The 25,545-nt window shown below is 69.1% G+C and carries 27 protein-coding genes; 17 read left to right on the forward strand and 10 right to left on the reverse strand.

Annotated elements, in window-relative coordinates; genetic code table 11:
* Positions 1 to 458: 458 nt before the first annotated feature.
* The 3 genes from C3E87_RS12650 (at position 459) to C3E87_RS12660 (ending at position 3,494) form a co-directional block, all read left to right on the forward strand.
* Positions 459 to 2,672, forward strand: a complete 2,214-nt coding sequence (locus C3E87_RS12650) for a UvrD-helicase domain-containing protein (protein WP_076063471.1) — start codon at positions 459 to 461, stop codon at positions 2,670 to 2,672.
* Between the two features lie 203 nt (positions 2,673 to 2,875).
* Positions 2,876 to 3,106 (forward strand): hypothetical protein, encoded by a 231-nt coding sequence (locus tag C3E87_RS12655; RefSeq protein ID WP_040283599.1) that lies wholly within the window; start codon positions 2,876 to 2,878, stop codon positions 3,104 to 3,106.
* Positions 3,093 to 3,494: a type II toxin-antitoxin system VapC family toxin gene (locus C3E87_RS12660; protein ID WP_076063473.1), complete on the forward strand. Its 402-nt coding sequence runs from the start codon at positions 3,093 to 3,095 to the stop codon at positions 3,492 to 3,494. The genes C3E87_RS12655 and C3E87_RS12660 overlap by 14 nt, the downstream gene beginning before the upstream one ends.
* 219 nt (positions 3,495 to 3,713) lie before the next feature.
* Here C3E87_RS12660 and C3E87_RS12665 read toward each other — a convergent pair whose 3' ends face one another.
* From C3E87_RS12665 to C3E87_RS12675, 3 genes are read right to left on the reverse strand one after another with little or no spacing between them, the layout of a single operon-like run.
* Complete coding sequence (locus C3E87_RS12665; RefSeq protein WP_076063475.1) at positions 3,714 to 4,076, reverse strand: hypothetical protein; 363 nt, start codon at positions 4,074 to 4,076, stop codon at positions 3,714 to 3,716.
* A 2-nt stretch (positions 4,077 to 4,078) separates the two neighbouring features.
* On the reverse strand, positions 4,079 to 5,149 hold the full coding sequence (locus tag C3E87_RS12670; RefSeq protein WP_076063477.1) for a serine hydrolase domain-containing protein: 1,071 nt from the start codon (positions 5,147 to 5,149) through the stop codon (positions 4,079 to 4,081).
* Positions 5,150 to 5,199: 50 nt separating this feature from the next.
* Positions 5,200 to 5,994 (reverse strand): CPBP family intramembrane glutamic endopeptidase, encoded by a 795-nt coding sequence (locus C3E87_RS12675; RefSeq protein ID WP_076063480.1) that lies wholly within the window; start codon positions 5,992 to 5,994, stop codon positions 5,200 to 5,202.
* 151 nt (positions 5,995 to 6,145) lie between these two features.
* Between C3E87_RS12675 and C3E87_RS12680 the strand changes: the two genes are divergently transcribed.
* Together C3E87_RS12680 and C3E87_RS12685 are read left to right on the forward strand one after the other, a co-directional pair.
* Positions 6,146 to 6,424 (forward strand): type II toxin-antitoxin system RelE/ParE family toxin, encoded by a 279-nt coding sequence (locus C3E87_RS12680; protein WP_076063482.1) that lies wholly within the window; start codon positions 6,146 to 6,148, stop codon positions 6,422 to 6,424.
* Between the two features lie 22 nt (positions 6,425 to 6,446).
* Positions 6,447 to 6,728 (forward strand): HigA family addiction module antitoxin, encoded by a 282-nt coding sequence (locus tag C3E87_RS12685; RefSeq protein ID WP_198928310.1) that lies wholly within the window; start codon positions 6,447 to 6,449, stop codon positions 6,726 to 6,728.
* 212 nt (positions 6,729 to 6,940) lie between these two features.
* On the opposite strand, the gene C3E87_RS12690 is transcribed toward C3E87_RS12685, so the two are convergent.
* A complete protein-coding gene (locus C3E87_RS12690) occupies positions 6,941 to 8,524 on the reverse strand; it encodes an SDR family NAD(P)-dependent oxidoreductase (RefSeq protein WP_076063485.1) in 1,584 nt (527 codons plus the stop codon).
* Positions 8,525 to 8,766: 242 nt separating this feature from the next.
* Here C3E87_RS12690 and C3E87_RS12695 point away from each other — a divergent pair, with 242 nt between their 5' ends.
* From C3E87_RS12695 to C3E87_RS12705, 3 genes are all read left to right on the forward strand, one after another.
* The gene (locus C3E87_RS12695) at positions 8,767 to 9,060 is read left to right on the forward strand and encodes a BrnT family toxin (protein WP_143571042.1); all 294 of its coding nucleotides are present in this window, start codon (positions 8,767 to 8,769) and stop codon (positions 9,058 to 9,060) included.
* Positions 9,047 to 9,346: a ribbon-helix-helix protein, CopG family gene (locus C3E87_RS12700; protein WP_076063487.1), complete on the forward strand. Its 300-nt coding sequence runs from the start codon at positions 9,047 to 9,049 to the stop codon at positions 9,344 to 9,346. Before C3E87_RS12695 ends, C3E87_RS12700 begins: the two co-directional genes overlap by 14 nt.
* A gap of 378 nt (positions 9,347 to 9,724) precedes the next feature.
* Entirely contained in the window at positions 9,725 to 10,318 is a 594-nt protein-coding gene (locus C3E87_RS12705; RefSeq protein WP_076063489.1) for a hypothetical protein, read from the forward strand.
* Here the strand turns inward: C3E87_RS12705 and C3E87_RS12710 are convergent.
* The 4 genes from C3E87_RS12710 to C3E87_RS12725 all read right to left on the reverse strand — a co-directional run bounded on the left by C3E87_RS12710 (position 10,304) and on the right by C3E87_RS12725 (position 13,968).
* Positions 10,304 to 10,876, reverse strand: coding sequence for a heme-binding protein (locus C3E87_RS12710; RefSeq protein ID WP_076063492.1), 573 nt, complete (start codon positions 10,874 to 10,876; stop codon positions 10,304 to 10,306). The two genes, C3E87_RS12705 and C3E87_RS12710, sit on opposite strands and share 15 nt — an antisense overlap.
* A gap of 113 nt (positions 10,877 to 10,989) precedes the next feature.
* Positions 10,990 to 11,823: an ABC transporter permease gene (locus C3E87_RS12715; protein ID WP_076063495.1), complete on the reverse strand. Its 834-nt coding sequence runs from the start codon at positions 11,821 to 11,823 to the stop codon at positions 10,990 to 10,992.
* Complete coding sequence (locus tag C3E87_RS12720) at positions 11,810 to 12,751, reverse strand: ABC transporter ATP-binding protein (protein ID WP_076063497.1); 942 nt, start codon at positions 12,749 to 12,751, stop codon at positions 11,810 to 11,812. Before C3E87_RS12720 ends, C3E87_RS12715 begins: the two co-directional genes overlap by 14 nt.
* A complete protein-coding gene (locus C3E87_RS12725) occupies positions 12,748 to 13,968 on the reverse strand; it encodes a hypothetical protein (RefSeq protein WP_076063499.1) in 1,221 nt (406 codons plus the stop codon). Before C3E87_RS12725 ends, C3E87_RS12720 begins: the two co-directional genes overlap by 4 nt.
* A 94-nt stretch (positions 13,969 to 14,062) precedes the next feature.
* On the opposite strand from C3E87_RS12725, the gene C3E87_RS12730 reads away from it, so the two are divergent.
* The 5 genes from C3E87_RS12730 to C3E87_RS12750 all read left to right on the forward strand — a co-directional run bounded on the left by C3E87_RS12730 (position 14,063) and on the right by C3E87_RS12750 (position 17,336).
* Positions 14,063 to 14,716, forward strand: coding sequence for a response regulator transcription factor (locus C3E87_RS12730; protein WP_076063502.1), 654 nt, complete (start codon positions 14,063 to 14,065; stop codon positions 14,714 to 14,716).
* Complete coding sequence (locus C3E87_RS12735) at positions 14,713 to 16,056, forward strand: ATP-binding protein (RefSeq protein ID WP_076063504.1); 1,344 nt, start codon at positions 14,713 to 14,715, stop codon at positions 16,054 to 16,056. Before C3E87_RS12730 ends, C3E87_RS12735 begins: the two co-directional genes overlap by 4 nt.
* Positions 16,057 to 16,121: 65 nt before the next feature.
* On the forward strand, positions 16,122 to 16,721 hold the full coding sequence (locus C3E87_RS12740) for a malonic semialdehyde reductase (RefSeq protein ID WP_076063506.1): 600 nt from the start codon (positions 16,122 to 16,124) through the stop codon (positions 16,719 to 16,721).
* Positions 16,722 to 16,806: 85 nt separating this feature from the next.
* Positions 16,807 to 17,013, forward strand: a complete 207-nt coding sequence (locus C3E87_RS12745) for an antitoxin MazE family protein (RefSeq protein WP_076063509.1) — start codon at positions 16,807 to 16,809, stop codon at positions 17,011 to 17,013.
* Positions 17,010 to 17,336, forward strand: a complete 327-nt coding sequence (locus tag C3E87_RS12750) for a type II toxin-antitoxin system PemK/MazF family toxin (RefSeq protein ID WP_076063511.1) — start codon at positions 17,010 to 17,012, stop codon at positions 17,334 to 17,336. The genes C3E87_RS12745 and C3E87_RS12750 overlap by 4 nt, the downstream gene beginning before the upstream one ends.
* 40 nt (positions 17,337 to 17,376) lie before the next feature.
* On the opposite strand, the gene C3E87_RS12755 is transcribed toward C3E87_RS12750, so the two are convergent.
* On the reverse strand, positions 17,377 to 17,955 hold the full coding sequence (locus C3E87_RS12755; RefSeq protein WP_076063513.1) for a hypothetical protein: 579 nt from the start codon (positions 17,953 to 17,955) through the stop codon (positions 17,377 to 17,379).
* 177 nt (positions 17,956 to 18,132) lie between these two features.
* Here C3E87_RS12755 and C3E87_RS12760 point away from each other — a divergent pair, with 177 nt between their 5' ends.
* The 4 genes from C3E87_RS12760 to C3E87_RS12775 all read left to right on the forward strand — a co-directional run bounded on the left by C3E87_RS12760 (position 18,133) and on the right by C3E87_RS12775 (position 24,558).
* Positions 18,133 to 21,957 (forward strand): alpha-N-acetylglucosaminidase TIM-barrel domain-containing protein, encoded by a 3,825-nt coding sequence (locus C3E87_RS12760; RefSeq protein WP_076063515.1) that lies wholly within the window; start codon positions 18,133 to 18,135, stop codon positions 21,955 to 21,957.
* A 49-nt stretch (positions 21,958 to 22,006) separates the two neighbouring features.
* Positions 22,007 to 22,738, forward strand: a complete 732-nt coding sequence (locus C3E87_RS12765) for a glycerophosphodiester phosphodiesterase (protein WP_083665651.1) — start codon at positions 22,007 to 22,009, stop codon at positions 22,736 to 22,738.
* Between the two features lie 202 nt (positions 22,739 to 22,940).
* Positions 22,941 to 23,837 carry a 1,4-dihydroxy-2-naphthoyl-CoA synthase gene (locus C3E87_RS12770; protein WP_076063520.1) on the forward strand — a complete coding sequence of 299 codons (897 nt, stop codon included), beginning with the start codon at positions 22,941 to 22,943 and terminating at the stop codon, positions 23,835 to 23,837.
* Positions 23,838 to 23,997: 160 nt separating this feature from the next.
* Positions 23,998 to 24,558, forward strand: a complete 561-nt coding sequence (locus tag C3E87_RS12775; RefSeq protein ID WP_076063522.1) for an NADAR family protein — start codon at positions 23,998 to 24,000, stop codon at positions 24,556 to 24,558.
* Here C3E87_RS12775 and C3E87_RS12780 read toward each other — a convergent pair.
* Positions 24,551 to 25,537: a hypothetical protein gene (locus C3E87_RS12780; RefSeq protein ID WP_076063524.1), complete on the reverse strand. Its 987-nt coding sequence runs from the start codon at positions 25,535 to 25,537 to the stop codon at positions 24,551 to 24,553. The two genes, C3E87_RS12775 and C3E87_RS12780, sit on opposite strands and share 8 nt — an antisense overlap.
* Positions 25,538 to 25,545: the final 8 nt, after the last annotated feature.

Consider the following 25,545-nt stretch of genomic DNA (forward strand, 5'->3'; position numbering starts at 1 on the left):
GCGGCTGGCTGCGGTGCTCGACGACACCGTCGACCTCTCGGCTTCCGAGGCCAAGGACGCCTGGCGCGTGTGGCTGCGGCTGGCCAACGTCATGGCGCTGCTGCCCGCGTCGCTCGCCACGTTCGAGGCGCGATCCTCCGCTGCCCTTCCGACCGTCCCGGTGGTGGACATCGTCCATCGGGGTGTGGAGGTCGGCGCCGAGTGGCAGCCCACCGTCGAGGAGTTGGCGGGGGAGTCGGCGTCCGTGCTGGAGCTCATCGCCGCGCTCAGCGAGGCCGGGGTGGCCGCGCCGGACGCCGAGGTGGGCTACGAGCTCGACGGCGTTCCCTTCGACCTCGTCTGGACCAACGAGCGGATCGCGGTGCGGTTGGATGCCGAACCGGTGCCCGATCAGCAGGGGTGGCGCATCCTCGCGCCCGACGCAGCCGTGATCGCGGCGGCATGGAAGGAGCAGCCCCATGGCTGAGAGTGTGATCATCTACCCCAAGCAGGACAAGCTGCTCGACGCGTCGATCAAGCAGAAGGCCTACACCTTCCTCGAAAAGCTCGCCCAGGACGACAGCGCCCCGGGATTGCACATCGAGCCGATCGCCAACGCTGCAGATTCGCGGGCCCGGACGGGTCGCGTCGACATCCAGTACCGGGCGTTGCTGTTCAAGCTGACCACCCCCACCTCGACCGCCTATGTGGTGCACGGCATCTACAACCACGACGACGCCTACAAGGCGGCCGCCAAGGTGCAGCTGACGATCAACCCGATCAACGGGCTCCCCGAGTACAACGAAGTGGCCAGCGAAGCGGCACCCACGTGGGAACCGCCGGTGGCCGTCCCTCCGCTGCCGGCAGGTCCCGAGCCGTTGATCGCCTTCAGCGCCGCCGACCTCACCGTCTCTCTCGGCATCCCGCCGGCCACCTCGGAGCAGGCCGTCGCGCTCACCAGCAAGGACGCGCTGCAGGCCTTCGCGCAGACGCTGCCCGAGTGGCAGGGCCTCGCGCTGCTGCTCCTGGCCGACGGCGAGTCGATCACCCAGATCCAGCAGGAGCTGGAGATCATGAACCGGCCGATGAGTCACGAGGAGGCAGCCACCCGGTTCGTCGAGCCCGAGCCGGTCAGCGACCAGGAGCTCCTCGACAGCTTCGACCACCCCACCGCCCAGATGGGATTCGCCAAGCTCGCCGGTGCCGACGAGCTCCGCCGGGTCATCACCGGCGGCGACTTCTCCGCCTGGCGCGTGTTCCTCCACCCGCAGCAGCGCACCTGGGTGCGGGGCAACTGGAAGGGCCCGTACCGGATCTCCGGCGGCGCCGGGACCGGCAAGACCGTCGTCGTGATCCACCGGGCTCGGCGGCTCGCCGTCGAGGACCCGGACGCGCCCATCGTTGTGACCACGTTCACCACCAACCTGGCCGCTGAACTTGCCCGTAGCCTCGAGCGCCTCGACCCCGGCCTGCGCTTCGCCGACGCCCTCGGCGCGCCCGGCCTCCACGTCAAGGGCATCGACGCGCTGGCCCGGGCGGTGCTGCAGTCGGCGGGTGCCGACGTGAGCGAGGCCGTCGCGGCCGTGCTGGGCGTGGGGCGCACCGACATCGGGGGCCGGACCGACACCGACGCCGCCTGGCGCCAAGCCGTGCTGCGCGCGGGGGAGGACCTGGACGAGAAGCTCCGCAAGCCCGCTTTCCTGGCCGCCGAGTACGAGATGGTGATCCTGCCGCACCGCATCACGCAGCTGGCCGACTACCTCAAGGTGGCGCGGATGGGTCGCGGGGTGCGGCTGTCGCGGGCCGGGCGCAAGGCGGTGTGGGCCGTCGTCGAGGCCTACCGCGGCGCCGCCCGCGAGGCGGGCACGTTGGATTTCGCCGAGGCCGCCTCCATCGCCGCAGCTCACCTCGAGGCGACGGGGGAGCGGCCCGCCCGGCACGTGCTCGTCGACGAGGGGCAGGACTTCAAGCCGTGCCACTGGCAGCTGGTCCGGGCGCTGGCTCCCGAGGTGCCCAACGACGTCTTCATCGCCGAGGACGCCCACCAGCGGATCTACGGGCAGAAGCTGGTGCTCTCGGCGTATGGGATCCGGACGCAGGGACGGTCGCGGGGGTTGAAGCTGAACTACCGGACGACGGCGCAAAACCTGGCGTGGGCCGTCGGGGTGCTGACCGGGCAGGAGGTCGTCGACTCCGACGGCGAGGCCGAGACCATGGCCGGCTACCTGTCGGCGCGTACGGGGCCCAAACCGGAGGTGCGGTCGTTCCCGACGCTGACGGCGGAGCTGGACTTCGCGGCGGACCTCGTCGGTTCCTGGGTGGCCGGTGGTGAGGTAGCGCCGGAGACGGTCGCGGTGCTGGTGCGCGACCGGGTGACGCGGGACCGCGTCGTCGCCGGGCTGGGGGAGCGGGGCGTCGAGGTGCGGGCGCTGGAGGCCGGCACGGTGAAGCCCGGTTGCCCGGTGGCGCTGACGATGCACCGGGCGAAGGGCACGGAGTTCACGCGGGTGCTGCTGTTCGGGTTGAGCAAGGACTGGATGCCGATGGGATTGAAGGCCTACGACTACGACGCCGAGGAGCTCAGCGAGGCTCAGCTGCGGGAACGCTCGCTGCTGTACGTGGCGGCGTCGCGCGCCCGCGATGAGTTGGTGGTGACCTACAGCGGCACGCCGTCGTCGCTACTGCCAAGCTGATCCTGAGCGGATCAGGTGAAGGAGGATTCCGGGCCGCTGACGATACCTGGTCGCCACGGGGTCCACGTCTGAGGATGCGGACCCACTACCAATAGCCACTGCGCAACGCGCTCCGCCGCAGTCGATACCTCAGTGGCGAAAAGAGCTGATCTGCCTAGAGTGGCGCGCTTCCATTAAGGCGTGCATGGCGCCATAATGGCTCCATGCCGAATATTCAGATCAAGGACGTGCCGGACCAGACGCATGCTGTGCTGCGACAGCGGGCTAGCGCGGCGCACCAGTCACTTCAGGAGTACCTGCGCTCGAAGCTGATCGCCGAAGCCGCCCAGCCGACGTTGGACGAGGTGTTGGCCAGGGCCGGCGGGCGCGCCGGTGGATCGCTGCCGCTGGCCGACGCGGTGAGCGCGTTGCGGTCCGACCGTGCTGGTCATTGACGCCAGCGTCCTGGCCGTCGCACTGCTTGACGACGGCCAGGACGGTGACACAGTGCGGGACAGGCTGCGCGGTGAACGACTCGCCGCACCCGCGCTGGTCGACCTCGAAGTGGCCTCGGTGTGGCGCGGCCTGGCCCTCGGCGGCCACCTGGACCCGCGCCGGGTCCGGCTTGCTCTTGACGACCTGCAGGAGCTGCCACTCCAGCGCGTCGAGCACACTTCGCTGCTGGTTCGCTGTTGGGAACTGCGGGACAACCTCACCATCTACGACGCCGCGTACGTTGCCCTCGCCGAAGCACTCCAGGCGCCCCTGCTCACCGGTGACAGGCGCCTCGCACGATCCACCGGCCCACGCTGCACCATCGAGGTCGTCAAGGCCCACGGTTGACGTCACGGTTGCCGCAGAGGTCGAGGATCTGCCGCAGCCACTCCCCCGACTTCGCGTCGCTTGCGGGCAATATGTTCGTCACCTCAACCAGTCTGCCCCACAGACTTTCGGTACTCTCACGCGCCGCTGGGGCTTCAGGCGATCTTGCTCGGGTAGCGCTGGCGCGCGACCTCTCCGCTGGGCCGACGCAGGCGGCGGGCTTCGCCTGGCCGTTTCCTGCTAGGTGACCGCGACCCCGGCCAGCGCAAGCGCCAGGGCCAAGACCACCGAGCCGACGGCGACCCAGGCCCGGTCTCGCGGCTCACGGGGCAGGGCCGGCCACCGCCAGCCCAGGGCCGCCGCAGTCGCCGACGTGAACGTCGCCTGGACCATCCAGATGGGGAAGGGGTCCACCATTCCCATCACGATGGCAGGAAGAACCACCCCGATGAGCGTGGTGCCCGTGACGCTCCACAGCACGTAGGAGAGGGCGCGATGGCGGCTGGGATTGTGCCGAGTGATCCGCCACATCGACCATCCAGTACCGACGACGGTAGCGAGGGCCAGTGCGGCGGACAGGGCCAGGACGAATGTCTCGCTCATGGCTAGTGCGCTTCGTCCAGTAGGGCGCTCACGAGGTCGCCCTGCAGGGTGAGCAACTGGGCACCGGTGGGCACCGAATTGACGACGTAGGCCAGGCCGCGCCCGGTGCGGGGGCAGAACCCCACGTACGAATGGTGCGACCCGGTGAGACCGTTGTGGAAGATGAGTTCCTCGCCGCCGGCAGTGGAGGCCCGGACCCACGTGATGCTCATCTGGGCCTCCGGCATCCAGGGCAGGATCGGCGCCGGTGCCACCGGGTCGAGCCCGGTGGAGCCCGGTTGGCGGCCGTCCCGCGTCAGCCGCAACCAGGACGCAAGATCCTGGCAGGTGGACCACATGCCGCCGCCCGGCCCCAGACCCCCCAGGACCCACGGCTCTGCGGGTCGCCCGCCGAGCCGGCCCTTGGTCCATCCCTCCGGCAGGTCCGCCACAGTCGCGGGGAGCAGCGTGTCGGTCAGTGCGAACGGCTCCAGGATGCGTTCCGTGAGCAGCTCGCCGTAAGTGGTCGCGGCCTTCGCCGCCAGGAGGTGGGCGAGCAGGGCGATGCCGGCAGTGGAGTAGGAGTAGCTGCCCCGTCCTTCCGTGCCCTGCTGGAGGATGTCGGCGACGGTCTCGGCCGCGTCCTGCCGCAAGCCGTCTGCGTGGAGCAACCCGAACCACGTGTTCTGGCTCCCGGCCGCTTTCGCCGTGAAGTCCGGGAGGCCCGAGGTGTGGGAGGCGAGCTCCCGCAGCGTGACGTCGGCCACCTCGGATCCGCTTGCGTCGGTGATCTCGTCGACGGTGGTGTCAAGGCTCACTTCGGCCTTGGCAACCATGTCCATCAGCACTGCGCCACAGAAGGTCTTCGACACCGAGCCGATCCCGAAGGGGGTGGTCTCGTCGGCGCCAATGCCCGCAAACTGGGTGGCATCCCCGTCGACATAGGCCAGTGCCACGCGATTGAGCCCCCGGAGATGGGGGTCCACGCGCCGGAGCAGCGCAGGATCACCGGTGCGGCCCGCGGCCGCTCCCACCGGGCGCGGGCCAACGAGCGCCAACAGCGCCATCGCACCGGCGCCGGCGCCGGCAGCCAAGAGACCCCTCCTCGAGACCTCGGAAGTGCGCACCCGTCTCGCCGCCCCGCTCAGGTGAGAGCCGAAGCTCGCGCCGGCGGAGCGGCCGCGGTGTCCGAAGGCGCGGGTTGCGATATCTCCGGGCTGGGCCCACGTCGTCGAAGCACGGTGATCAAGTACCCGGCGTATCCGGCGCAGACCAGCGTGGTCGCCGCGAGCATGACCAGTTCTGCCTGCGCATCCGCCCTGGTCAGATTCCCGCTGATGTTGAGGAGGGCGTGGAAGGCGATGAGCGGAACGATCGTGCCGGTAACGGCGAACGGCAGCGCCAGGACGATTCCCAGGGTGACGCCGAACGCGATCTGGATTGCCTGATCCAACGGCGCCATTCCCCTGGTGAGGTTCACGATGTGCCCGATGCCGAAAGTGACGCCGGAGATCACAACCGCGCGCGTCAACGTGCTGGTGCGTTGGATTCCGCGGAACAACATGCCGCGGAAGATCAGTTCCTCAAGGAAACCGACAGCGACCATGAGAACGATGATCAGCGCCACCGTGGTGAAGTCGAGGTCGTCCCTGAAACCCTTCGTGAACTGCATCAGCGCGATCAGCAGGAGCGGGATGTATAGCAGCGTCGCGTTGAAATCGCGCCTGAGCAGGGGGCGGACGCCGTAGTACGTCAGCCAACCGTGCTTGCGGAGGCGGACCACGAGCCACACCGCGAGCAGGACCAGCACCGCGCTGGCCCCCGCATTCGGAACGCCGACAAGCGTTGAAAGCCAGTCGCCGATGTTGACCGCAACCACGTAGATCGCTATCCACGCGACCGCGTGCCAAATGGGACGGTTCTCCTGCAGCCTGTTCATGACAGCCACTTCCTTAGGGGAGGAGACGAACCAAGCGGTCGTCAACGGCCCCGCCATGGATACTACGCCGCGTAGGAGAGGGGTGTGGCCTTCAGGGTGGACGATGTGGAAATGGCTTGTATCGCGTATCGTTACGCGATACTGTTGCCTTGTGATCGTCAGTTTCAGGCACAAGTGTCTGGAGCGGCTGTATCGGGATGGTTCGAAGAAGGGTGTTCAAGCGGCTCACGTCCCCAAATTGCTGCGCATCTTGTCGCTGCTTGACGTGGCACAGACCCCGGAAGACCTCGCGATCCCGTCGTTTCGGACCCACCCCCTCAAAGGGGACCTGGCCGGGCACTGGTCGGTCTGGGTGAACGGCAATTGGCGGATCACGTTCCGCTTCACTGAGAGCGACGTCGAACTCGTCGACTATCAGGATTACCACTGACCAGGAGGTGGACAACATGGTGATGAAGACTCCGGTACATCCCGGCGAGATCCTGCGTGAGGACGTGCTGGGCAACCTGGGGCTGAGTGTCGGGGAGGCTGCGTCCCGGCTCGGGATCTCCCGGGTGACGTTGAGCCGAGTCCTGCACGGCCATGCCCGGGTGAGCCCCAACCTTGCTGTTCGACTGGAGGGGGCGGGCGTTGGTACCGCCCGTGCTTGGCTGGCACTGCAGTCGGCTCATGACCTCGCGGCGGAGCGTGCCGCCGGGCTGCCCTCCGTCCGCAAGCTCGACCCCGTCGCCTGACAACATCCGGATCTGCCGCACCTGGTGCTTCAGGCGACCTTGCTTGCGTAGCGCTGGCGCGCGACCTCCCCGCTGGGCCGACAAAGGCGCAGAGCTTCGTCTGGCCGTTTCCTGCTAGGTGACCGCGGCCCGGCCACCGCCAGCCCAGGGCCTGGGCCGGGGTGGGGGCGGTTCATGAGGCGGTTGGCGAGGCGAGTTCTTGTCGTGCGGGCCTACCAACGTGAGGGTGCGTAGTCCTTCAGGAAGACGCCGAACAGGTCGTCGCCGGCCTGCCCGCGGACGATCGGGTCGTAGACCCGGGCGGCTCCGTCGACCAAGTCCAAGGGCGCATGGAACCCCTCCTCGGCGAGCCGAACTTTCGTGGGGTGCGGTCGCTCGTCGGTGATCCAGCCGGTGTCGACGCTGGTCATCAGAATGCCGTCGGACTCGAACATCTCCCGCGCGCTCGTCCGGGTCAGCATGTTGACCGCCGCCTTCGCCATGTTGGTGTGCGGATGGCCGGGACCCTTGTAGCCGCGCCCGAAGACCCCCTCCATCGCTGACACGTTGACCACGTACGCCCGGGCCGGACCGCTCGCCACGCTTCTCGCCGCCTCGGCCAGGCGCGGCCGCAGGCGGCTGATGAGGATGAACGGCGCCGTCTCGTTGCAGAGCTGCACCTCGAGCATCTCGAGCGCGTCCACCTCGCCGACGCCCTGGACCCAGCTGTTCGAGTCGTGAAGGTCGGGAACGAGCCCTCCGGCGTCGATCGCTGAGCCGTCGGCCAGACGCGCCAGTGACGACGAGCCCGGAGCCAGAGCCATGTCTGTCAGGCGCTGGGCGTGGCGCGCCGCGGCCTCGGCATCCGCGTGAGTGGAGGCAGAGCCGGTGACCGCGGCGTCCGCCGCCGCGAGCAGCGGGTGGGCCTTGACCGACTCGGCCAGTGCCAGAGGATGCAGGTCTCGTGTGTGCCCGAACGTCAGGAGTTCTGGGCCTTGGCCTTCGGGCCACAATCCGTCCGGGATCGGGATCGACTCGGCGTCGACGAGGGGCGCGTACGCACCAGGCGAGCGCCGTACGGTCTGTGCCGCGTTGTTGATCAGGATGTCCAGCGGGCCCCGGGCGGCCACCGCGTCGGCCAAGGCGATGACCTGGGACGGATCACGCAGGTCGATGCCGACCACGTGCAGTCGATGCAGCCAGTTGGCGGCGTCGGGCATCGCCGCGAAGCGTCGCACCGCGTCGCGCGGGAAGCGGGTGGTGATCGTGGTGTGGGCACCATCGCGCAGCAGCCGCAGCGCGATGTGCATTCCGATCTTGGCCCGGCCGCCGGTCAGCAGCGCTCGCTTGCCGGTCAGATCCGTCCGCGCGCCGCGCTTGGCGTGACTCATGGCCGCACACGCGGGGCAGAGCTGATGGTAGAACGCGTCCACCAGCGTGTACCGCTGCTTGCAGATGTAGCAGGGTCGGGCCTTCATGAGCGTCCCGGCCGTCTGCGCCTCGACGCCTGACGTGAGCGCCAGCCCCCGCGTCTCATCGTCGATGCGGTCGGGAGCCCCCGTGGCCGTCCCGGCGACGATCGCCTTGTCGTTGTCCTGGATTGCCGCTCGCCTGACGCCTCGACGGTGGCGCTTGACCGCCTTGAACATCCTGCCGGTCGCCCGTCGGACGGCCACGAAGTCGGGGTGGGCCTCGTCGAGCTCGTGGATGGTGCTCAAGACCCGCAGGGTCGCGGCCAAGTCGTCTGCGTCGACTCCGCTGCCGACCGCCGCCGAGGAGGGTGCTGCAGTGGGCTCGGGCGCTGATGGATTCGACACGGCGCTAAGCGTACTCAGGACTCGGCCGCGGGCACCTCACAGCCCCATGGGCCAATCGAAGCCAAGGCGTCCATGAGCGTCTCAGCCGCGGTGCCGGAGTCCCCATCCCCTGCCCACGCTGATCGGAGGCACGGACCAGGGGTGACAGCCCGAGTTGTGAATGTGCGCAACTGCCGAATTGAGAATGTCACGGCGGCGGGGAACCACTGGATAACGTAGTGCGCGCGTAGTACACTGCGTTAGTGGGTGAAGGTATCGACTGGCGGCACCGGGGCGAGTACATCTCAAAGCACGGGCTGACGCCGGACGTCGCCGACGAGGCCTTCGCCGATCCGAACAGGCTGGCCATCGACCCAGATCCTTCGTCTGACTCGGGCAGAACCATCCGGGTCATCGGCTGGTCATCCACGACCAGCATGCTGATCACGGTCATCGTGCTCCCGGATGAAGGGATCACCTGGGGAGTCAACGCGTGGCCGTCGAACAGTACAGACCAGCGCCGATACCGAGAGGAACAGTTGGATGTCGATCAGTGATCTCATCGCGGCCGAAGCTGAAGCGGCCGAACGCAACCGAGATGCCGGCCTCAAGCCAGGAAGCAGGGTGACCCGCGGACACCAGCGTGCCAAGACGCTTCAGGTTCGCCTGAACGCCGAGGAACTCGAGGCGTTGACGCGGCTCGCAGAACGACGCGGCCTCCCCGTGTCCACACTGGCTCGGGACATTCTCCTGACCCAACTGGCGGGTTCCGACGAATCCGCAGGGGCGTTGATTGCCAGGATCCGGGCAGAGCTGGACGACCTTGCCTCACGAGTAGCCTGACCCATCCGACCAACGTCCTGATCTGCCGCAGGTGGATCTGCGGTGCGGTTGGTGTCCACTCCACCCATGGCAGTCACTTGAGCAGCTTGATCGCGACGGCGATCTTCCGCAAGTGCTCGCCGGTCCTGTCCCTGCCACAGAAGGGAGAACGAAGTAAGGATGGCCACAACCGTTCCGAACGCACTGATTTGGCGTCGACACCGGTATACGCCTCCCCACCGAAGACCCGCACACTCGGGCGGTGGACCGCTGATACCAGTGTGGTATCCAAGGGCAGCCGCCCCGTTCCAGCCAGCCGGCTGCCGGTACCCGCAGCAGCTACGCTCACTCACAACAGGACGGTGCTGCCATCCGTGCAGCTGACCGGGACGAGGTGCCATGACGGTGGTGGAACGGTTGGCCGAGCGCTTGGCGCACGGGGTACGGGGATGGATGGCCATCGCGTCGACGCTGCTGTTCGCGGTGTTCACCGCGATGGTGCTGCCCGACCAGGCTGAGGCAGGGGCCTTCTACACGGTCCGCTACCCCGCCCCGGACACGTCCCTGTGGTACTGGCCGGGGGCCCTGTACGCGGCGGCCGAGGCGTGGGGACCAGACGGCCGAGCCGCGTATGTCCAGGCGCGCGTGACGTTCGACGTCATCTGGCCGTTGGTGTACGGGGCGTTCCTGATGACGACACTCGCCTGGGTTTGGGCGCGAGCGACAGCCGCGGGGAGTCGTTGGCGGTCGGTAGCGGTGCTTCCGGTGGTCGTGGTGGCGCTGGACTACGCCGAGAACATCTGCGCCGCGACGGTGATGGCACGTTATCCGGCCCGGACGCCGGTGTTGGCGGAGTTGGCGCCGATCTTCACCGCCGGCAAGTGGCTCACCCTGTCCGTCAGCTTCCTTCTGCTGGTGATCGGCGTGGTCATCGCCGTCACCGCATGGTGGCGGGCCCGCAGGTCGCGGCCACCTCGATCACAGGCCGGGTGAGAAGGCGATCGGCAGCACCACCTCGTTGCGACGGAGGAACCACGGCGTCCAGGGAGGATCGAAGCGGGCGAATCGGGGCGGCCCGCTCACCTCGAGTCCAGCCTGCTCGACGGCGCCACGGAGAGCTGCCAACTGTTGCTGGTAGATGTGCTCCGTCCAGCGTCCGGTGAAGGGCTTGACCGCGGCCACCTGGGCAGGGACCTGCCGCACCTGGATGCGTGGATCGGAAGGTGTCGGCAGCGTATCCAACGTGAACTCGGCCGGCATCACGAAGGCCACCACGTGTCGGCCCGACTCGGCGCCGGGCTGCTGGACCACGGGTGAGGTCATGGCGATCTTGGTCGGTGCCTGCTCCTGCAGCACCGGCGCGGTCATCGTGACCTTGCCCCGGGTGCTGTTGCGGCCGGAGATGAAGGCCACCAGCACCCCGAATGCCTCGTTGCCCGCGCGGGTGAACGAGGCTTCCACCTCCACCTCGGCCACCAGGTGCGCGGGGTAACGGCGCGCCTCGAAGAGAGGGAAGCGCCTGAGGACCTCGTACGGTTGCTGTTCCGTCATGGCACCAGCGTGACACTCCGGACCCGACGGACTGCCCGGAACTCCCACATCCGGCCCGGAAGATGTGGGGGTAGCGGGCGGTTGCTTGCCCGCCTCGGCCTCTTCGAGCCAGGTCAGGCTGTGACGTCGGCGGTCCTGAAGCGGCCCCAGGCCAGCGAGGCGAAGATCGCCACCCAGCCCAGTTGAACCAGAAGGCCGGACGCGAGGACACTCCAGTCGACCTCGAGGCGGAGGAACTCGGCGAAGTCGAACCAGTGATGCGTGAGCAGATAGGGATGGATGGCCGACAGTTGCGGCAGCGTGTCCAGCACCGACGACACCACGGCCACGACGGTCGTCGCGGCCATCGCGCCGACTGGCACCTCCGTCAGGGTTGAGAAGAACAGCCCGACGGCGACCAAACCTGTCAGCGACAGGGCCACAAACGCCGCGACGCCCAGCATCCGGGCCACGCCCGCGCCGAGGGACACCGTGGTGCCGGACAGCAACGTCATCTCCGAAAATCCGAAGAATGCACCGCCGGCGGCGAGAGCGACGATCGTGATCACCAGCACGGCCGCGAACGCGAAAGCGAGTGCGACGAGGGCCTTAGCCGCCAGCAGCCGGGTTCTGGCCACCGGTACCGTCAATACGTACCGCAGGGTCCCCGTCTGGGCCTCACCGGCGATGGCGTCGCCGGCCGTGATGCCGATGGTCAAGGGCAGCAGGAACGGCAGGCACATGAACAGTGCGGCGATGACCAGGAAGAGTCCGTTGCCGGTCACCCGGTCGATGAAAGCTGGACCTTGCCCGCTCATGCCGGAGTTGCTGGCAATGAACAAGACGAGAGCGAGCAGGAGTGGCACCAGGGCCAGACCCGCCAACAGGGCCAGCGTGCGCCGTCGCCCGAACAGGAGCCGGAGCTCGCTGCGGACCAGCCGCCCGAACGAACCCCTAGCGCGCGACATCGAAGCCCTCTCCGGTCAGTTCCACGAACAATTGCTCCAAGCTGCGCCGTCGGACCTCGAGCCCGTCCAGGCCGACACCGGCGTGCACCAGCGCTGCGGCCACCCCCGACGGGGGAGTGGCGCCGAGCGCAGCGTGCAGCACGGCGCCCTCGGCGGTTACTGACTCGAGCCCGAGCCCGCGGAGCACATCGGCGGCGGTAGCTACGTCGTCGAGGTTGGTGGTGACCACCAGCGTCGCGGCGTCGTCGGCCACAAGCGATGCCCGTTCCGATTGGGCCAGCAGCCGACCCTGGCTCATGATCCCGATGTGCGTGCAGACCTGTTCGATCTCAGCCAGCAGGTGGGAGGAAACCAGCACGGTGGCGCCCTCGGCCGAGAGCTCGCGGATGAGGTGGCGGACTTCCCGGGTGCCCTGGGGATCGAGGCCGTTGGTCGGCTCATCGAGCACCAGCAGGTCGCGGGGCCTCAGGAGCGCTGCTGCGAGTCCCAACCTCTGCTTCATCCCGAGCGAGTACTGACGGTACGGCTTGCGGGCGGCGGCGGTGAGCCCCACGCGTTCGAGAGCCTCGCCGATCCGTTGCCGCGACGAGGACCGGGTGGACGTCGCGTCACAGGCGTCGAGCCGGGCCAGGTTGGCGCGTCCGCTGAGGTAGGGATGGAAGGCGGGTCCCTCCACCAGCGCCCCCACGCGGGGAAGCACCTCCAGGGCGTCTCCCGGCATCGGCTGGTCGAGCAGGCGTGCGGAGCCGGACGTGGGGGAGACGAGGCCCAGTAGCATGCGGATGGTGGTGGTCTTCCCCGATCCGTTGGGGCCGAGGAAGCCGTAGACAGCACCGTGCGGCACTGCGAGGTCGACCCCGTCGACCGCCACCTGCCCGGAGCGGAAGCGCTTGGTCAGCCCCGAGGTCTCAATGGCGGGGGCGCTCACGCCATCGCACGCAGCGTCTCGGCGGGCACAGCACCCACGAGCACGCGGCCGTCGTCGGTCATGAGGATGCTGAGCAGCGTGGAACTGAGCAGGCGTCCCTCGGGAACCTCCGTGGTGAGCTGTTCGAACAGCGCTGCGTTGTCGAGCCCCATCCCCCCGGAGTGGTCGGGGGTGAACTCGTCCATCAGTTCCTGGGCCTCGTCCGATCCGACAAGGCGATCGGGCATACCGGACATGGCGCCCGGGTCAGCGGCGAGGAGCTTGGTGAGGTCCATTCCCTGGAGTTCGACGACGCTCTCCCATCCCGAGCCGGTGACCGTCGGCTTCTGATGTTGCGTGCCCTCGTGCGACGGCATCGCGCCATCCTGCTCGGGGAGCGGTACGACGACCTCGCGCTCGGTGGCCCCCGCGGGAGGGGAGAAGTCGAACACCGATTCGTTGGGCATCTGGAAGGAGACGTCGGTGAAGGAGATCTCGACGGCTGGCGCTGTCTGGTCCTGGGTGCTCCAGGTCTGTACGCGGAGGGGGGTCATCGTTTCGCCGTCGACGGCCACTACGACGCGCTCCACGAGGGTGGCGTCGGTGTCGGGGGTCACGACGAGCTGGTAGACGTCCCTGCCCGCGATGATCATCTGGGAGTCGACGCTGATGGTGCTGGACTCGTCGGCCCTCGCGAGCGCTTCCGCTGCGGCTTCCTGCGGGGTGGGCAGTTCCGCCTTGCGGGCGAGGACCTCGGCACGGGCCTCCTCGCTCATCGCCTCCAGGCGCGCCCGGTCAGCATCGCTGACGCTGTAGTGCACGGCCTCGTCGTCGGAGCTGGAGTAGGTCCACAGGTCCGCTCCGGCGGCCACGACCGAGTACTCGGACACGGCGCCCAGCAGTGCCACCCGCGACCGCTGCTCGCCGTCGGTCCACACCTTGAGCGTGGAGCTGCCGCCCAGCAGCGACATCGGGTCGGCGCCGGTTGCCTCGGTGAAGAGGAGGTCGGGTAGGCCGAGACGTGCGGTGTGCACCACCGTGCCGGACATCGGCTGCGGGTCGGCCTCGAGCACTCGAGCGACGAGTTCCTCGGCGGAGATGTCGGGCAGATCATTCGATTCGCCCGCGGCCAGCAGTGGCTGGGCGGCCAGGGAGGCAGCGACGGCCACGACGACGACGATCGGCACCGCCCACGGGGAGCGGAGCGGGGAACGGCGGTCAACCTGGGAATCGGTCATGGTGCCACGATAGGCGCCGCTCGCTGAGAGGCTGCTGAGAGCCGGAGCGTGCGGCGCTGGGGTGCGGACGACGCGTGAATGACATGATGAAGCCGTGCGCGTACTGGTGGTCGACGATGAGCGCACCCTCGCGCGCGCGCTCCAACGGGGACTGACCGCTGAGGGTTTCGCTGTGGACGTCGCTCACGACGGTGACGCGGGGCTCACGTTGGCCACCCACGGCGACTACGACGCCATCGTGCTCGACATCATGCTGCCGAGGCGCAACGGGTACGCGGTGACCGCTGAGCTGCGGAAGCGCGGCGTCTGGACCCCGGTGCTGATGCTGAGCGCGAAGGACGGCGAATACGACGTGGCCGACGCCCTCGACCTCGGTGCAGACGACTACCTCACCAAACCGTTCTCGTTCGTCGTGCTCGTGGCGAGGCTCCGGGCTCTGGTTCGGCGACCCTCCGGCGCCAGGCCGGCCGTGCTCGAAGTGGGTGCGCTCACCCTTGATCCGTCCACCCGAGCCGTCACGCTGGGCGGCGCGGCGGTGGAATTGACCGCCCGCGAGGTGGCGTTGCTGGAATACCTGATGCGCCACAGCGACCGCGTGGTCGGCAAGGTGGAGCTGCGTGACCACGTCTGGGAGGGCACCGGCGAGGACCTCAATGTCGTTGAGGTCTACGTCGGCTACCTGAGGCGCAAACTGGGTCGCGACGTCATCTCGACCATCCGGGGCGCCGGCTACCGGGCCGTCGGATGACTGGCCCCGTGCGGTGGGGAGGGCTGTCGCTGCGTCTACGGCTCACCCTGCTGACAGCCGGCCTGCTGGCGGTGGGGCTGTCCTTGGGCGCCGTCGCGCTGACCGCCGTCGTCTCCTCCAGCCGCGTCGCCGAACTCGACCGCGCTGCCACCGCCCGCGTGGAGACCATCGCCCGGCTCGCTTCCGACGACCGGCTCCCGGATCCGCTCCCCGTCACCCAGCCCGGAGAGATCGCGCAGGTGCTCGACACCGATGGGTTGGTGGTGTCGAGCTCCGCGTCGGCCAGCCGAACGCTGCCGCTGCTGAGCGCCGAGGAGGCAGCGCTCGCCACGGAGCGACCCGGGGTCACCTTGCCCACCGCCTACGACGACCGCGCCCGCATCGCCGCCAGGACTGCGACCTGGCGAGGGGAGCGCGTCACCGTGGTGGTCGCGCTGCCGCTGCGCGACGTGGAGGGGGTGCTCGGGGCGCTTCGCGTATCGCTCGTCGGGGTCGTGCCCATCCTGACCCTCGCGCTGGCTGGACTCATCTGGCTCGCACTGGGCAGGGCGCTGCGCCCAGTGGAGGAGCTCCGGGTGGCCGCCGCACGGGTGGCGAGTGAGGGTGGGCCCGGGGCGTTGCCGGTGCCCGACGCGGATGACGAGCTCGCCGCGCTCGCACGCACGCTCAACGAGATGCTTGATCGACTGGATCGGGCGGCGTCGCGGCAACGCCGATTCGTGGAGGATGCCGCGCACGAGCTCAGGTCGCCGCTGTCGTCACTCAGGGCGAGCATCGAAGTGGCCCTGTCACATCCCGACGCCTTCCCGACGGGGGAGCTGGCGGCCGAGCTGGAGCCGGAAGTGCTGAGGATGCAGGCACTCGTCGACGACCTGTTGCTGCTGGCCCGGGTCGGGGCGGCGGGTGGACGTCGTCGTCTGACCGATCTGCGGGCGGTGGCGGAGCTGGTGGCGGGTACGCGCCGCGCCGGGGTGGCGCTCGAGGTGATGGGGGAAGGCGAAGCGACGGTGGACGGGCCGGCCGTGGAGCGGGTGCTGCGCAACCTCGTCGACAACGCGGTGCGGCATGCCGGCTCCCGAGTTCGCATCACGGTTGCGGGGCCCCGGGTCGTGGTCGAGGACGACGGGGCGGGGATCGCGCCGGGGGATCGGGAGCGTGTGTTCGAGAGGTTCGTCCGCCTCGATGAGGCGCGCCAGCGTGAAGCCGGGGGCAGCGGTCTGGGGCTCGCCATCGCTCAGGAGATCGCCCGCGACAACGGGGGCGACGTTGCGCTGGGCGACTCGGAACTGGGCGGACTTCGGGCGGAGTTGACGCTCGCGGCTCAGCCGCCTCCCTGTTAGACGGCCGTTTCCGGATCGTGAGATATAGTAGAAGGATCAACTACCTCTCTGAAGGATGATTCTGCATGACCTTGGTCGCCCCGCCCGAGCACATCACCGCCAGCCGCATCTTCACCGAGCGGCACACCGCCTACCGCTTCACGTCGGAGCCGGTCAGCGACGAGCAGCTGGCTCAGGTGTACGAACTGGCGAAGTTCACCCCCACGGCCATGAACAGCCAGCCGCTGCGGATCACGTTCGTGCGCACTCCCGAGGCGAAGTCCCGCCTGCTGCCGTTGCTGGCGGAGTTCAACCGCCACAAGTCGGAGTCGGCTCCCGTCGTGGCCATCCTCGCCGCTGACATCGACTTCCACGAGCACCTGCCCGTCGTCTCGCCCCAGTCTGCCGGAGCGCGCGACCGGTTCGAGGCCGACGATGCGATGCGCGAGGCGTTCGCGCGTAACAACGCGTGGCTCCAGGCCGGCGGGTTCATCCTCGCTGTGCGTTCCGTCGGGCTCGACGCCGGCCCGATGGGCGGCGTCGACCTCGCAGGCCTCGACCGGGAGTTCTTCCCCGGCACGTCGCTGCGCAGCCTCATGGTGGTCAACATCGGCCATGTCGCCGAGGACGGCACGTTCCCGCGGAACCCGCGCCTCGCATTCGACGAGGCAGCCAGCCTGATCTGATCCGCGTCGGCCCCGGCCCCGCGCGAACCTAACGCCGCCACATGAGCCTCTTGTCGCGGGAAAGCGTTACATGTAACATGGATCCATGAGCGTCAGCGACAGGGTGGGTCAGTACCGCGAGCGAATGCGGGCTCGCGGGTATCGTGCGGTGCAGGTGTGGGTGCCGGACGTGCGGTCGGAGCAATTCGCTCGTGAAGCCCGTCGCCAGGCCGCCCTAGTGGCGGACTCTGACCGCAGACATGACGAGCAGGACTTCATCGAGGCCGTTTCCGTCGACTGGGACGAGGAGTGAAACGCGGCGAACTATGGACGGTGGCGGGCGGTGTCTACGCCTCGAAACCGCGGCCGGCGATCATCGTTCAGGATGATGTCTTCGATCAAACGGACTCGGTGACCGTCGTGCCCCTGACCACGAGGCTCATCGACGCTCCACTGTTGCGATTGCGAATCCCCGCAGGTGGCGCGGGTGGGTTGTCCCAGGACAGCGACGTGATGGTCGACAAGCTGACAACGGTGAGGCGGAGTAACGTGCAGGTGCGCGTCGGCAGGCTCTCCAGCCAGCAGATGGTCGACTTGGAGCGACTCCTCATGACCTTCCTCGGGATGGCCCGCTGACAGATGGCGTCAGCGGGCTCCCGCGTCGATGAACGTGGACTCAGCCGGTGCAGAGCGCCTGCAACTCCGCCATGGAGGCCCCGAACTCAGTGGTGGCCTCGGTGACGTCTCCCATCTCACTCATGTCCTGGTCGACGTAGACCTTCTGGATCGCGTCGCGCATCTTCGTGGCGTCTTCCTGCACGGCGCTGGCGGCCGCCTTGACCTCCGGGTTGACCACGTTGTCCGCGGCCGTGCGGTAGGCCTCGACCAACTCGGTCCAGGTGTCCACGGCTACCTGCGGATCCGTGGTGCCGACCGAAGCGATGTCAGCGATCGCGTTGCTCGCGTCCGCGAGGGGGCCGGACATGCTCGCGCAGGCGTCCGCCACCGGCTGCTGGGCGTCGGTGCCGGCCGGCGTCGACGCGTCGGAGTCCGCGCTGGGGTCGGCGGAGGCGGACTCGGTGGTGGGGTCGGCCGACGCCGACTCGGTGCCGGTTTCGGCGGTGGTGGTGGTGTCCGTTGCGGGGGCTTCGACGGAGGCGGAGGGCGTCGTCGACTCCCCTGGGGTGCCGGAACATGCGGCGAGCCCGAGGGCTGCCATGGCGGCGATGATGGAGGTGCCGATTCTGTGATTCATGATCTTTCCTTTCGGCGAATCTCGGTGCTCCTCATGCAGGAGCCGTAGTCGGAGCATAACTTTCACCCGGTGCACCCCGACCGCTCAACGGGCCGGCGCGATTCGGCCGTGGCCCTCCCGAGGTGGAGGAGCCGGATGCTTAGCTGACGTTCACACTTCTGCCGCCGAGGGGCCCACGTGAAGATCTGGAACGCCACCATCACCGCGCTGCTGTCGGCTGCGCTCGCCGCCACCATGTTTGTCCTGCCGCCCAGCGCGGCGGCAACCGGTCACGCCACCGACACCCCGCCGTCGGCCCCCTCCAACGCGCAGGAGCAGGCAGCCCGCGACGCGTTCACCCGCATCCTCGGCACCGCCGCGAACCGGTTCGAGATCACCGTGCCCGCCGATCCGCCGTCCGGGCAGGACACCTATTCCGTCAGCGCCAGCGGCGACAAGATCAGGGTCACCGCCTCCACGCCCTCGACGGCGGTGGCCGGCCTGAACCATTACCTCGGCAGCATCGGGCAGTCACTCAGCTACACGGTGCGCAACGTCGACCCCGCCGTCGCCTACCCGCTGCCCGACGGCGAACTCGGCCGGACCGCCAATGTCGCCGCCCGCTACTACGGCAACGACACAGAAGATGGCTACACCGGCGCCCACCGCACCTTCGAGCAGTGGGAGCGATTGATCGACGAACTGGCCGCGCTCGGCTTCAACCAGGTGTTCATGCCGGTGGGCTCCGAGGCCGTCTACTTCGACGTCCTGCGGCAGTTCGGCTACACCGCCGCCGAGGCCGCCGCGTGGATCCCGACCCCGGAGCACCAGCCGTGGTGGCTGCTGCAGAACATGGCCGCCTGGCCCGCCGGCACGACGGAGGCCTCGATCGAGGCCCGTGCCGCGCTGGGCCGACGGATCGCGGACCGGCTCCGCGAACTCGACATGACTCCCGTGCTGCCGGGCTACTTCGGCACCGTCCCGCCCGGCTTCGTGGCCCGCAACCCGGGAGCGGTGGTCGTGCCGCAGGGCGGCTGGGTGGGCTTCCAGCGCCCCGACTGGCTGGACCCCAACTCGCCGGCGTTCCCCGCCGTCGCGGCGAAGTTCTACCAGTCGTCGGCCGCCCGCCTCGGCCGCTCCACCATGTACAAGATGGACCTCCTCCACGAGGGCGGCCAGCGCGGCACGGCCGACATCCCCGCCGCGACCAGGCGCATCGAACAGGCCCTCCAGACTGCCAACCCCGGCGCCACCTGGGTGTTCCTCGGCTGGCAGGCCAACCCCCAGAACGACATCATGGGCGCGGTCGACCCCGCCACCACGTTCATCGTCGACGGCATCACGGACCGCCACCCCGGCAGCAGCCGCGAGGCTGCCTGGCTGAACCGGCCCTGGGCGTACGGCACCATCTGGAACTACGGCGGCGACACCACCATCGGCGCCAAGCTCACCCGCTGGAACACCGACTACTTCCGCTTCAAGGACCAGGCGGGGAGCGCCATGCGCGGCCTCGCCGCAATGCCGGAGGGCGGCGACAACAACGGCGCGGCACTCGACTTCTTCGCCAACCTCGCCTGGACCACCGGCCCCGTCGACATCGACCAGTGGTGGTCCGACTACGTCTTCAAGCGCTACGGCTCCCGCGACGCCGACGCCGTGGCGGCATGGCAGATCGTCAGCCGCACCGCCTACACCCTCCCCACCAGCGGTGACTTCGCCGAGGCCCACGACAGCCTCTACGCCGCGATCCCGTCGCTGACGGCGGCCACCTCGTCGCAGTGGTCGCCGACACGTTCCACCTATGACCTGGCCGAGTTCGCCACCGCCCTGCCCCGGCTCCTCGCCGCCGCCGAGAGGCTCGGCGACAACCCGGCCTACCGCTACGACCTGATGGACGTCGCTCGCCAGGTGCTCAGCAACCACGGGCGCGTCCTGTTGCCCGAGATCCGCAACGCGTTCAACCTCGGCGGCGCAGCGCAGTTCGACGAACTCACCGCCCGCTGGCTCGAGAACATGGCGCTGGTGGACCACCTCGCAGGAACGCAGGAGATCAGTCTGCTCGGGCGCCTGCTCGACGAGGCCCGCAGCGCCGGCGCCACCGTCGAGCAGGCGGCGGCCTTCGAGAGGAGCCAGCGCACCCTGCTCACCGTGTGGGCGCAGCGCTCCGGGCACGCGAGCGGGCTCGGTGACTACGCAGGCCGCGAGCACCAGGGCCTCGTCGGGACCTACTACCAGCCCCGCTGGGAGAAGTTCTTCGACGCCCACCGCACCGCCCTCACCACGGGCGGGGCCGTGCAGTCCTTCGACTGGTTCGACGAAGCCCAGCCCTGGCTGGCCTCGACGGACCGCACCGGCATCTGGTCGACGCCCCGCGGCGACGTGGTGGCACTCGCGCGGGCGGCCCAGGCCGCCGTCGACCGCCCGCTGCCGGAGCCGCCGCCGGACCCGTGGCTGCCGCGCGGTGACGTGACGGTCACCGGCTGGTCCAGCCAGGAGACGGTGGGTGAGGACGGCGCTGCCGCCAACGTCAACGACGGCGACACCGGCACGTTCTGGCACTCCCGCTGGGACGGGACCGACGTCCCCGCGCCGCCGCACTGGGTGACGCTGCGCGTGGCCGGCGGGCACACCGTCGAGTCACTGCTGTACGTGCCGCGGCAGGACAGCGTCAACGGGCGCGCGAAGCGCTACACCGTCTACGCCTCGGCGAGCGACGACGACTGGTCGAACGCGACCGTTGTCGCGTCCGGGGAACGGCCCAACAGCGCAGCCGCGACCACCATCGACTTCACCGCCCCGACGGTGGGGCCGTTCATCCGGTTCCAGATCGACGAGTCCTGGACGCAGGCGGCGGGCGGACACCAGTTCGGCACGGCCGCGGAACTGCGGCTGGGCGCCGACGCCACCAATGTGGAGCCACCCGCCCCCGGCGACCACTACCTGTCGGACCTGCCTTTCCTCGCGGAGGATTCCGGGGCGTTCCCGGTGCAGCGTGACCGGGAGGTGAGCCAGCCGGGCGAAACCCCGCAACCCATCCGCATGGCGGGTGTGGCCTACGAGAAGGGGCTGGGAATGCAGGCGCCGTCGACGGTGTCGTTCCTGCTGGGCGAGCAGTGCAGCCGGTTCAGCGCCGTCGTGGGCCCGGACGACACCATGAGCGGGCCGCAGCAGTTTCCGTCAATCATCTTCCGGGCATGGGGAGACGGTGCGCTGTTGTTCGAGAGCGACGTGCTGCTGAAGGGCCAGACCGCGGCCGTGGACGTCGACGTGACGGGGGTGTCGGAGCTGGAGTTGGAGCTCGATCCGGCAGAGGGCGTCGTCAACGGCGGGCAGACAGAGGCGGCCTGGTGGGATCGGGGCGACTGGGCCGATGCCAAGGTCGCCTGCCCGGCCTCGCCCTCTCCCTCTCCCTCGCCGTCGCCCTCGCCTTCGGTGTCACCCTCGCCGTCGCCCTCGCCTTCGCCTTCGCCGTCGCCCTCGCCTTCGCCTTCGGTGTCACCCTCGCCGTCGCCCTCCGCGTCGCCGTCGCCGAGCAAGTCGTCGAGCCCGAAGCCGACGACCCCCCGCCCCACGAGCACCGCCCCGACGCGCAAGCCGTTCGTGCCCACCGCCCCGTACACGGAGGCCGGGAAGCACACGCTGAACGGGCGCGACTGGATGACCACCTGCGAACCGTACTCACGCACGGAGCGCTGCCGCACCGACATCTGGGCCACCGTCGTGGTCATCGAGGACGGCGAGTTCGTCCGCAAGAGCGGCTGGGCGTTCAACAACCTCACGTACCTGCCGCACATGACCCGCGCGCAGTGGGGTCAGAACCCGCTGGCCAACCACAACGACGCCGGGTTCGCCTCCGCCGGCCGCCAGTGGCGCACGGAGTGCGACACGGCACGCACCGGCCAGGGCGGGTGCCGCAGTTACACCATGGCGACGGTGTACGCGGCGTCGGCACAAGCGGGTGGGGGGTATGCCTTCACCCAGCGCAACGAATGGGTCTTCAACAACATGGTGTTGTTCGGCTGAGGCCGTTCAGAAGATGCCCAGCTCGCCGAGAGGTGAAAGGATGGAGGGCGTGACTGCAATCTGGGCCCACCGAGGTGCATCGGCATACGCACCGGAGAACACCATGCCGGCATTTGAGCTCGCCCTGAAGATGGGTGCCGACGGCTTGGAACTGGACGTCCAGCGCACCGCAGACGGGCAGCTCGTCGTCGTCCACGACGAGGCGATCAACCGCACGTCCAACGGCTTCGGCAAGGTCGTGGACCAGACGCTGGAGGAACTGCACGGCGCAGACTTCTCGCACGGCTTCCCCGGCCGTCGTAACACCAAGATCCCGCTCCTGCGTGACGTGCTCGACCTCGTCAAGGGCACCGACGCGATGGTGAACGTCGAGCTGAAGAACACCGTCGAGCTCTACCCGGGGATCGAGGACGACGTGCTCACCGCCGTCACGGATGCAGGGATGCTGGACCAGACGCTGTTCTCGTCGTTCAACCACCGCGGCCTGGCGAACCTGCGCGGCCGGGTGTCGCCTGATCACCTCGGCCTGCTGTTCTCGGACGGCCTCTACGAGCCGTGGGAGTACGCCGCCTGGTTCGGCGCCGGTGCCGTGCACCCGCATTACCTGGCGCTGCGCAACCCGGATTTCGTGTGGCTGTGCCACGAGCGGGGCATCAAGGTGCATGCGTGGACGGTGAACAACGACGAAGACGCGCTGTGGTTGAAGAACATGGGCGTGGACGCAATCATCACGAACTTCCCCGACAGACTGGGCGAGACCGTCCGTCGCGGCTACCTCTGACCCAACCCGCCAACGGGCGCGAACCAGCTCCCACGCTCGGGCCCACGTCGCAGACCTTGGCTGCCCTCGCAGACGGTCCTCTGTCTGCGACGTCCGCCCCGCGTCTGCGACGTCCGCCCCGCGTCTGCGACGTCGACCCCGCGTCTGCGACGTCGACCCCGGGTCTGCGACGACGCCGAGCCCCGCTCGATAGGGTGGGCGCATGAGCAACCCGTTCCGCCCAGAGCTGTGGACCCCCGTCGAGGGCTTCGAGTTCACCGACATCACGTACCACCGCGCCAAGGACGTGCCCGCCGTGCGGATCGCGTTCGACCGGCCGGAGGTGCGCAACGCGTTCCGCCCGCACACCGTCGACGAGCTGTACCAGGCGCTCGAGCACGCCCGCACCTCGTCCGACATCGGCTGCGTGCTGCTGACGGGCAACGGGCCGTCCGAGAAGGACGGCGGCTGGGCGTTCTGCTCCGGCGGGGACCAGCGCATCCGCGGCCGCGCCGGCTACCAGTACGCGGAGGGTGAGACGGCGGAATCCGTCGACGCCGCCAAGCTCGGCCGCCTGCACATCCTCGAGTGCCAGCGCCTGATCCGTTTCATGCCGAAGGTCGTCATCGCCCTGGTCAACGGGTGGGCCGCCGGCGGCGGTCATTCCCTGCACGTGGTCTCAGACCTCACGCTGGCGTCGCGCGAACACGCCAAGTTCAAGCAGACCGACGCCGACGTCGGCTCGTTCGACGCGGGCTACGGCTCGGCCTACCTCGCCCGCCAGGTGGGGCAGAAGTTCGCGCGCGAGATCTTCTTCCTCGGCGACGTCCACGACGCCGAGGACGCCCACCGCATGGGCATGGTCAACCGGGTGGTGCCGCACGCCGAACTCGAGGACGTCGGCCTGGAATGGGCCGCCAAGATCTGCGGCAAGTCACCCACCGCTCAGCGCATGCTCAAGTACGCCTTCAACGCCATCGACGACGGGCTGGTCGGCCAGCAGATCTTCGCGGGCGAGACCACCCGCCTGGCCTACATGACCGACGAGGCCGTGGAGGGCCGCGACTCCTTCCTGGAGAAGCGCAGGCCGGACTGGTCGAAGTTCCCGTACTACTACTGAGCCATCGCGGCAGCGCAAGGGACGCACCCGCGTCTGACAAGCGACGACTCCCCGCGGAGCGCCGGAAAGTAGTACGTCTGACCTCTCGGGGACCACGCTCCAATCGACTCGGCGCTCAGTAGGGTGACCGGGTAGACCTACCGTGTGGAAGTGAGGGTCGATGGTGATCCTGGAGCCCTACTCAGTCGCCGAACTCCGAACTGCCTTCGCCGCGGGCGCCGGGCTCGATCTGCTGCTGTTCCACGGCCACGTGCCGGAACACCCCGGCCAGGTCGACAACGGCTGCCTCAGCGAGCACTATCCCGCGCCGTTCGAGTCCGACGGTGAGCTCTTCCGCACCGTCGAGCACTACCTCGCCTGGCGCAAGGCGACCCTCTTCGGCGACACCCATTCCGCACAGCGCGTGCTGAGGGCAGAGTCGCCGACGACGGCCCGGGCCATCGGCCGCACCGTCCGGCCGTTCAACGACGAGGTGTGGAAGTCGCACCGCTTCGAGGTGGCGGTGGCCGCCAACGTGGCCAAGTTCGCCGCGGATCCGCAGTTGGCCGACCACCTGAGGTCCACCGGGCGCGCGGTGCTGGTCAACGCCTCGCCCATCGACAGGGTGTGGGGCATCGGCCTGTCGGCAGAGGACCCCGCCGCTCTGGATCCCGCCCGCTGGCCCGGCCTCAACATCCAGGGCTTCGCCCTGATGGAGGCCCGCCGCCGGCTGCTCAGCTGAGGTGGGAGACGACCTCCCAGGTGGGGTCGTTGGCCGCCTCCACCGGCAGGGCGAGCGCGGTGGCGAGATCGAGCAGCCGCTGCGTCGCCTCCGTGTCGGGCCGGACGTAGGAGTACCACGTGCGCAGGCTGTTGAGGGTTTCGACGGCGACCAGTTCGCCGTCGGCCCCGATGCTCTCGTTGATCATCTCCTCGACCTCGTCGGCCGCCGGGCCCCGCAGGTCTTCGAGCCGGAGCCGGATGGTGACGACCTTCTCCAGCAGCGGTTCCCGCGCCACGCACAGCGGCACCCTGATGCGCGCGTGGAGCTCCTTGCCGTCGTAGCGGGTGCCCTGCACCGTGGTCCAGGGGCTGACGTCCGGAAGCTCGACGAACCGGGTGCGCACATCGTCGACGAAGCGCCGCAGCGCCACGAGGTCGACAGGGTTCTCCGGCGGGCTGTCCAGGGCCTCGAGCCCACCCACCCAGCACTGCACATGCTCCTCGCCCAGCGCGACGTCGACCATGGCAGCGGCCAGCGACGCCCGCTGCTCGGCGGTGAAGGGCTCGAACAACGGGTGCCACACGCCGACGTCGATGCGGCGCGCCATGTCGCGGCAGGCGATCTGGGTGTCGGCCAACTCGAGGGCGAGCCCGTCGATGTCGAAGGTGACGTCCAGCGGCTCCGGTGAGCGCTTGATGAAGTTGGAGTAGGTCCAGTGCCGATCCGGCGCGGGGGCGCCGTCGCGGACCCGGCGGGCCAGCGCCATCAGCCACGGCTGCCCGTGCGCGGAGATGGTGAGGGTGCGACGGCTGCGCCCCGCGTTGTCGTCGATGCGGTAGCCGAGGCGCGAGTCGACGGCGTCGAGCTGCTCGGCGAGCAGCGGCCCGTAGGTGCGGACCGCAGCCTCCTCGGCGCCGGTGTCCAGCAGCGACCCCAACGCGGCTGAATGCCGCCCCCACCACTGCCAGAACGCGTCGATCCGCTGTGCCTCGTCCATGACCCGAG

It is taken from the genome of Tessaracoccus sp. ZS01, from assembly GCF_022342445.1.
Lineage (GTDB): Bacteria > Actinomycetota > Actinomycetes > Propionibacteriales > Propionibacteriaceae > Arachnia.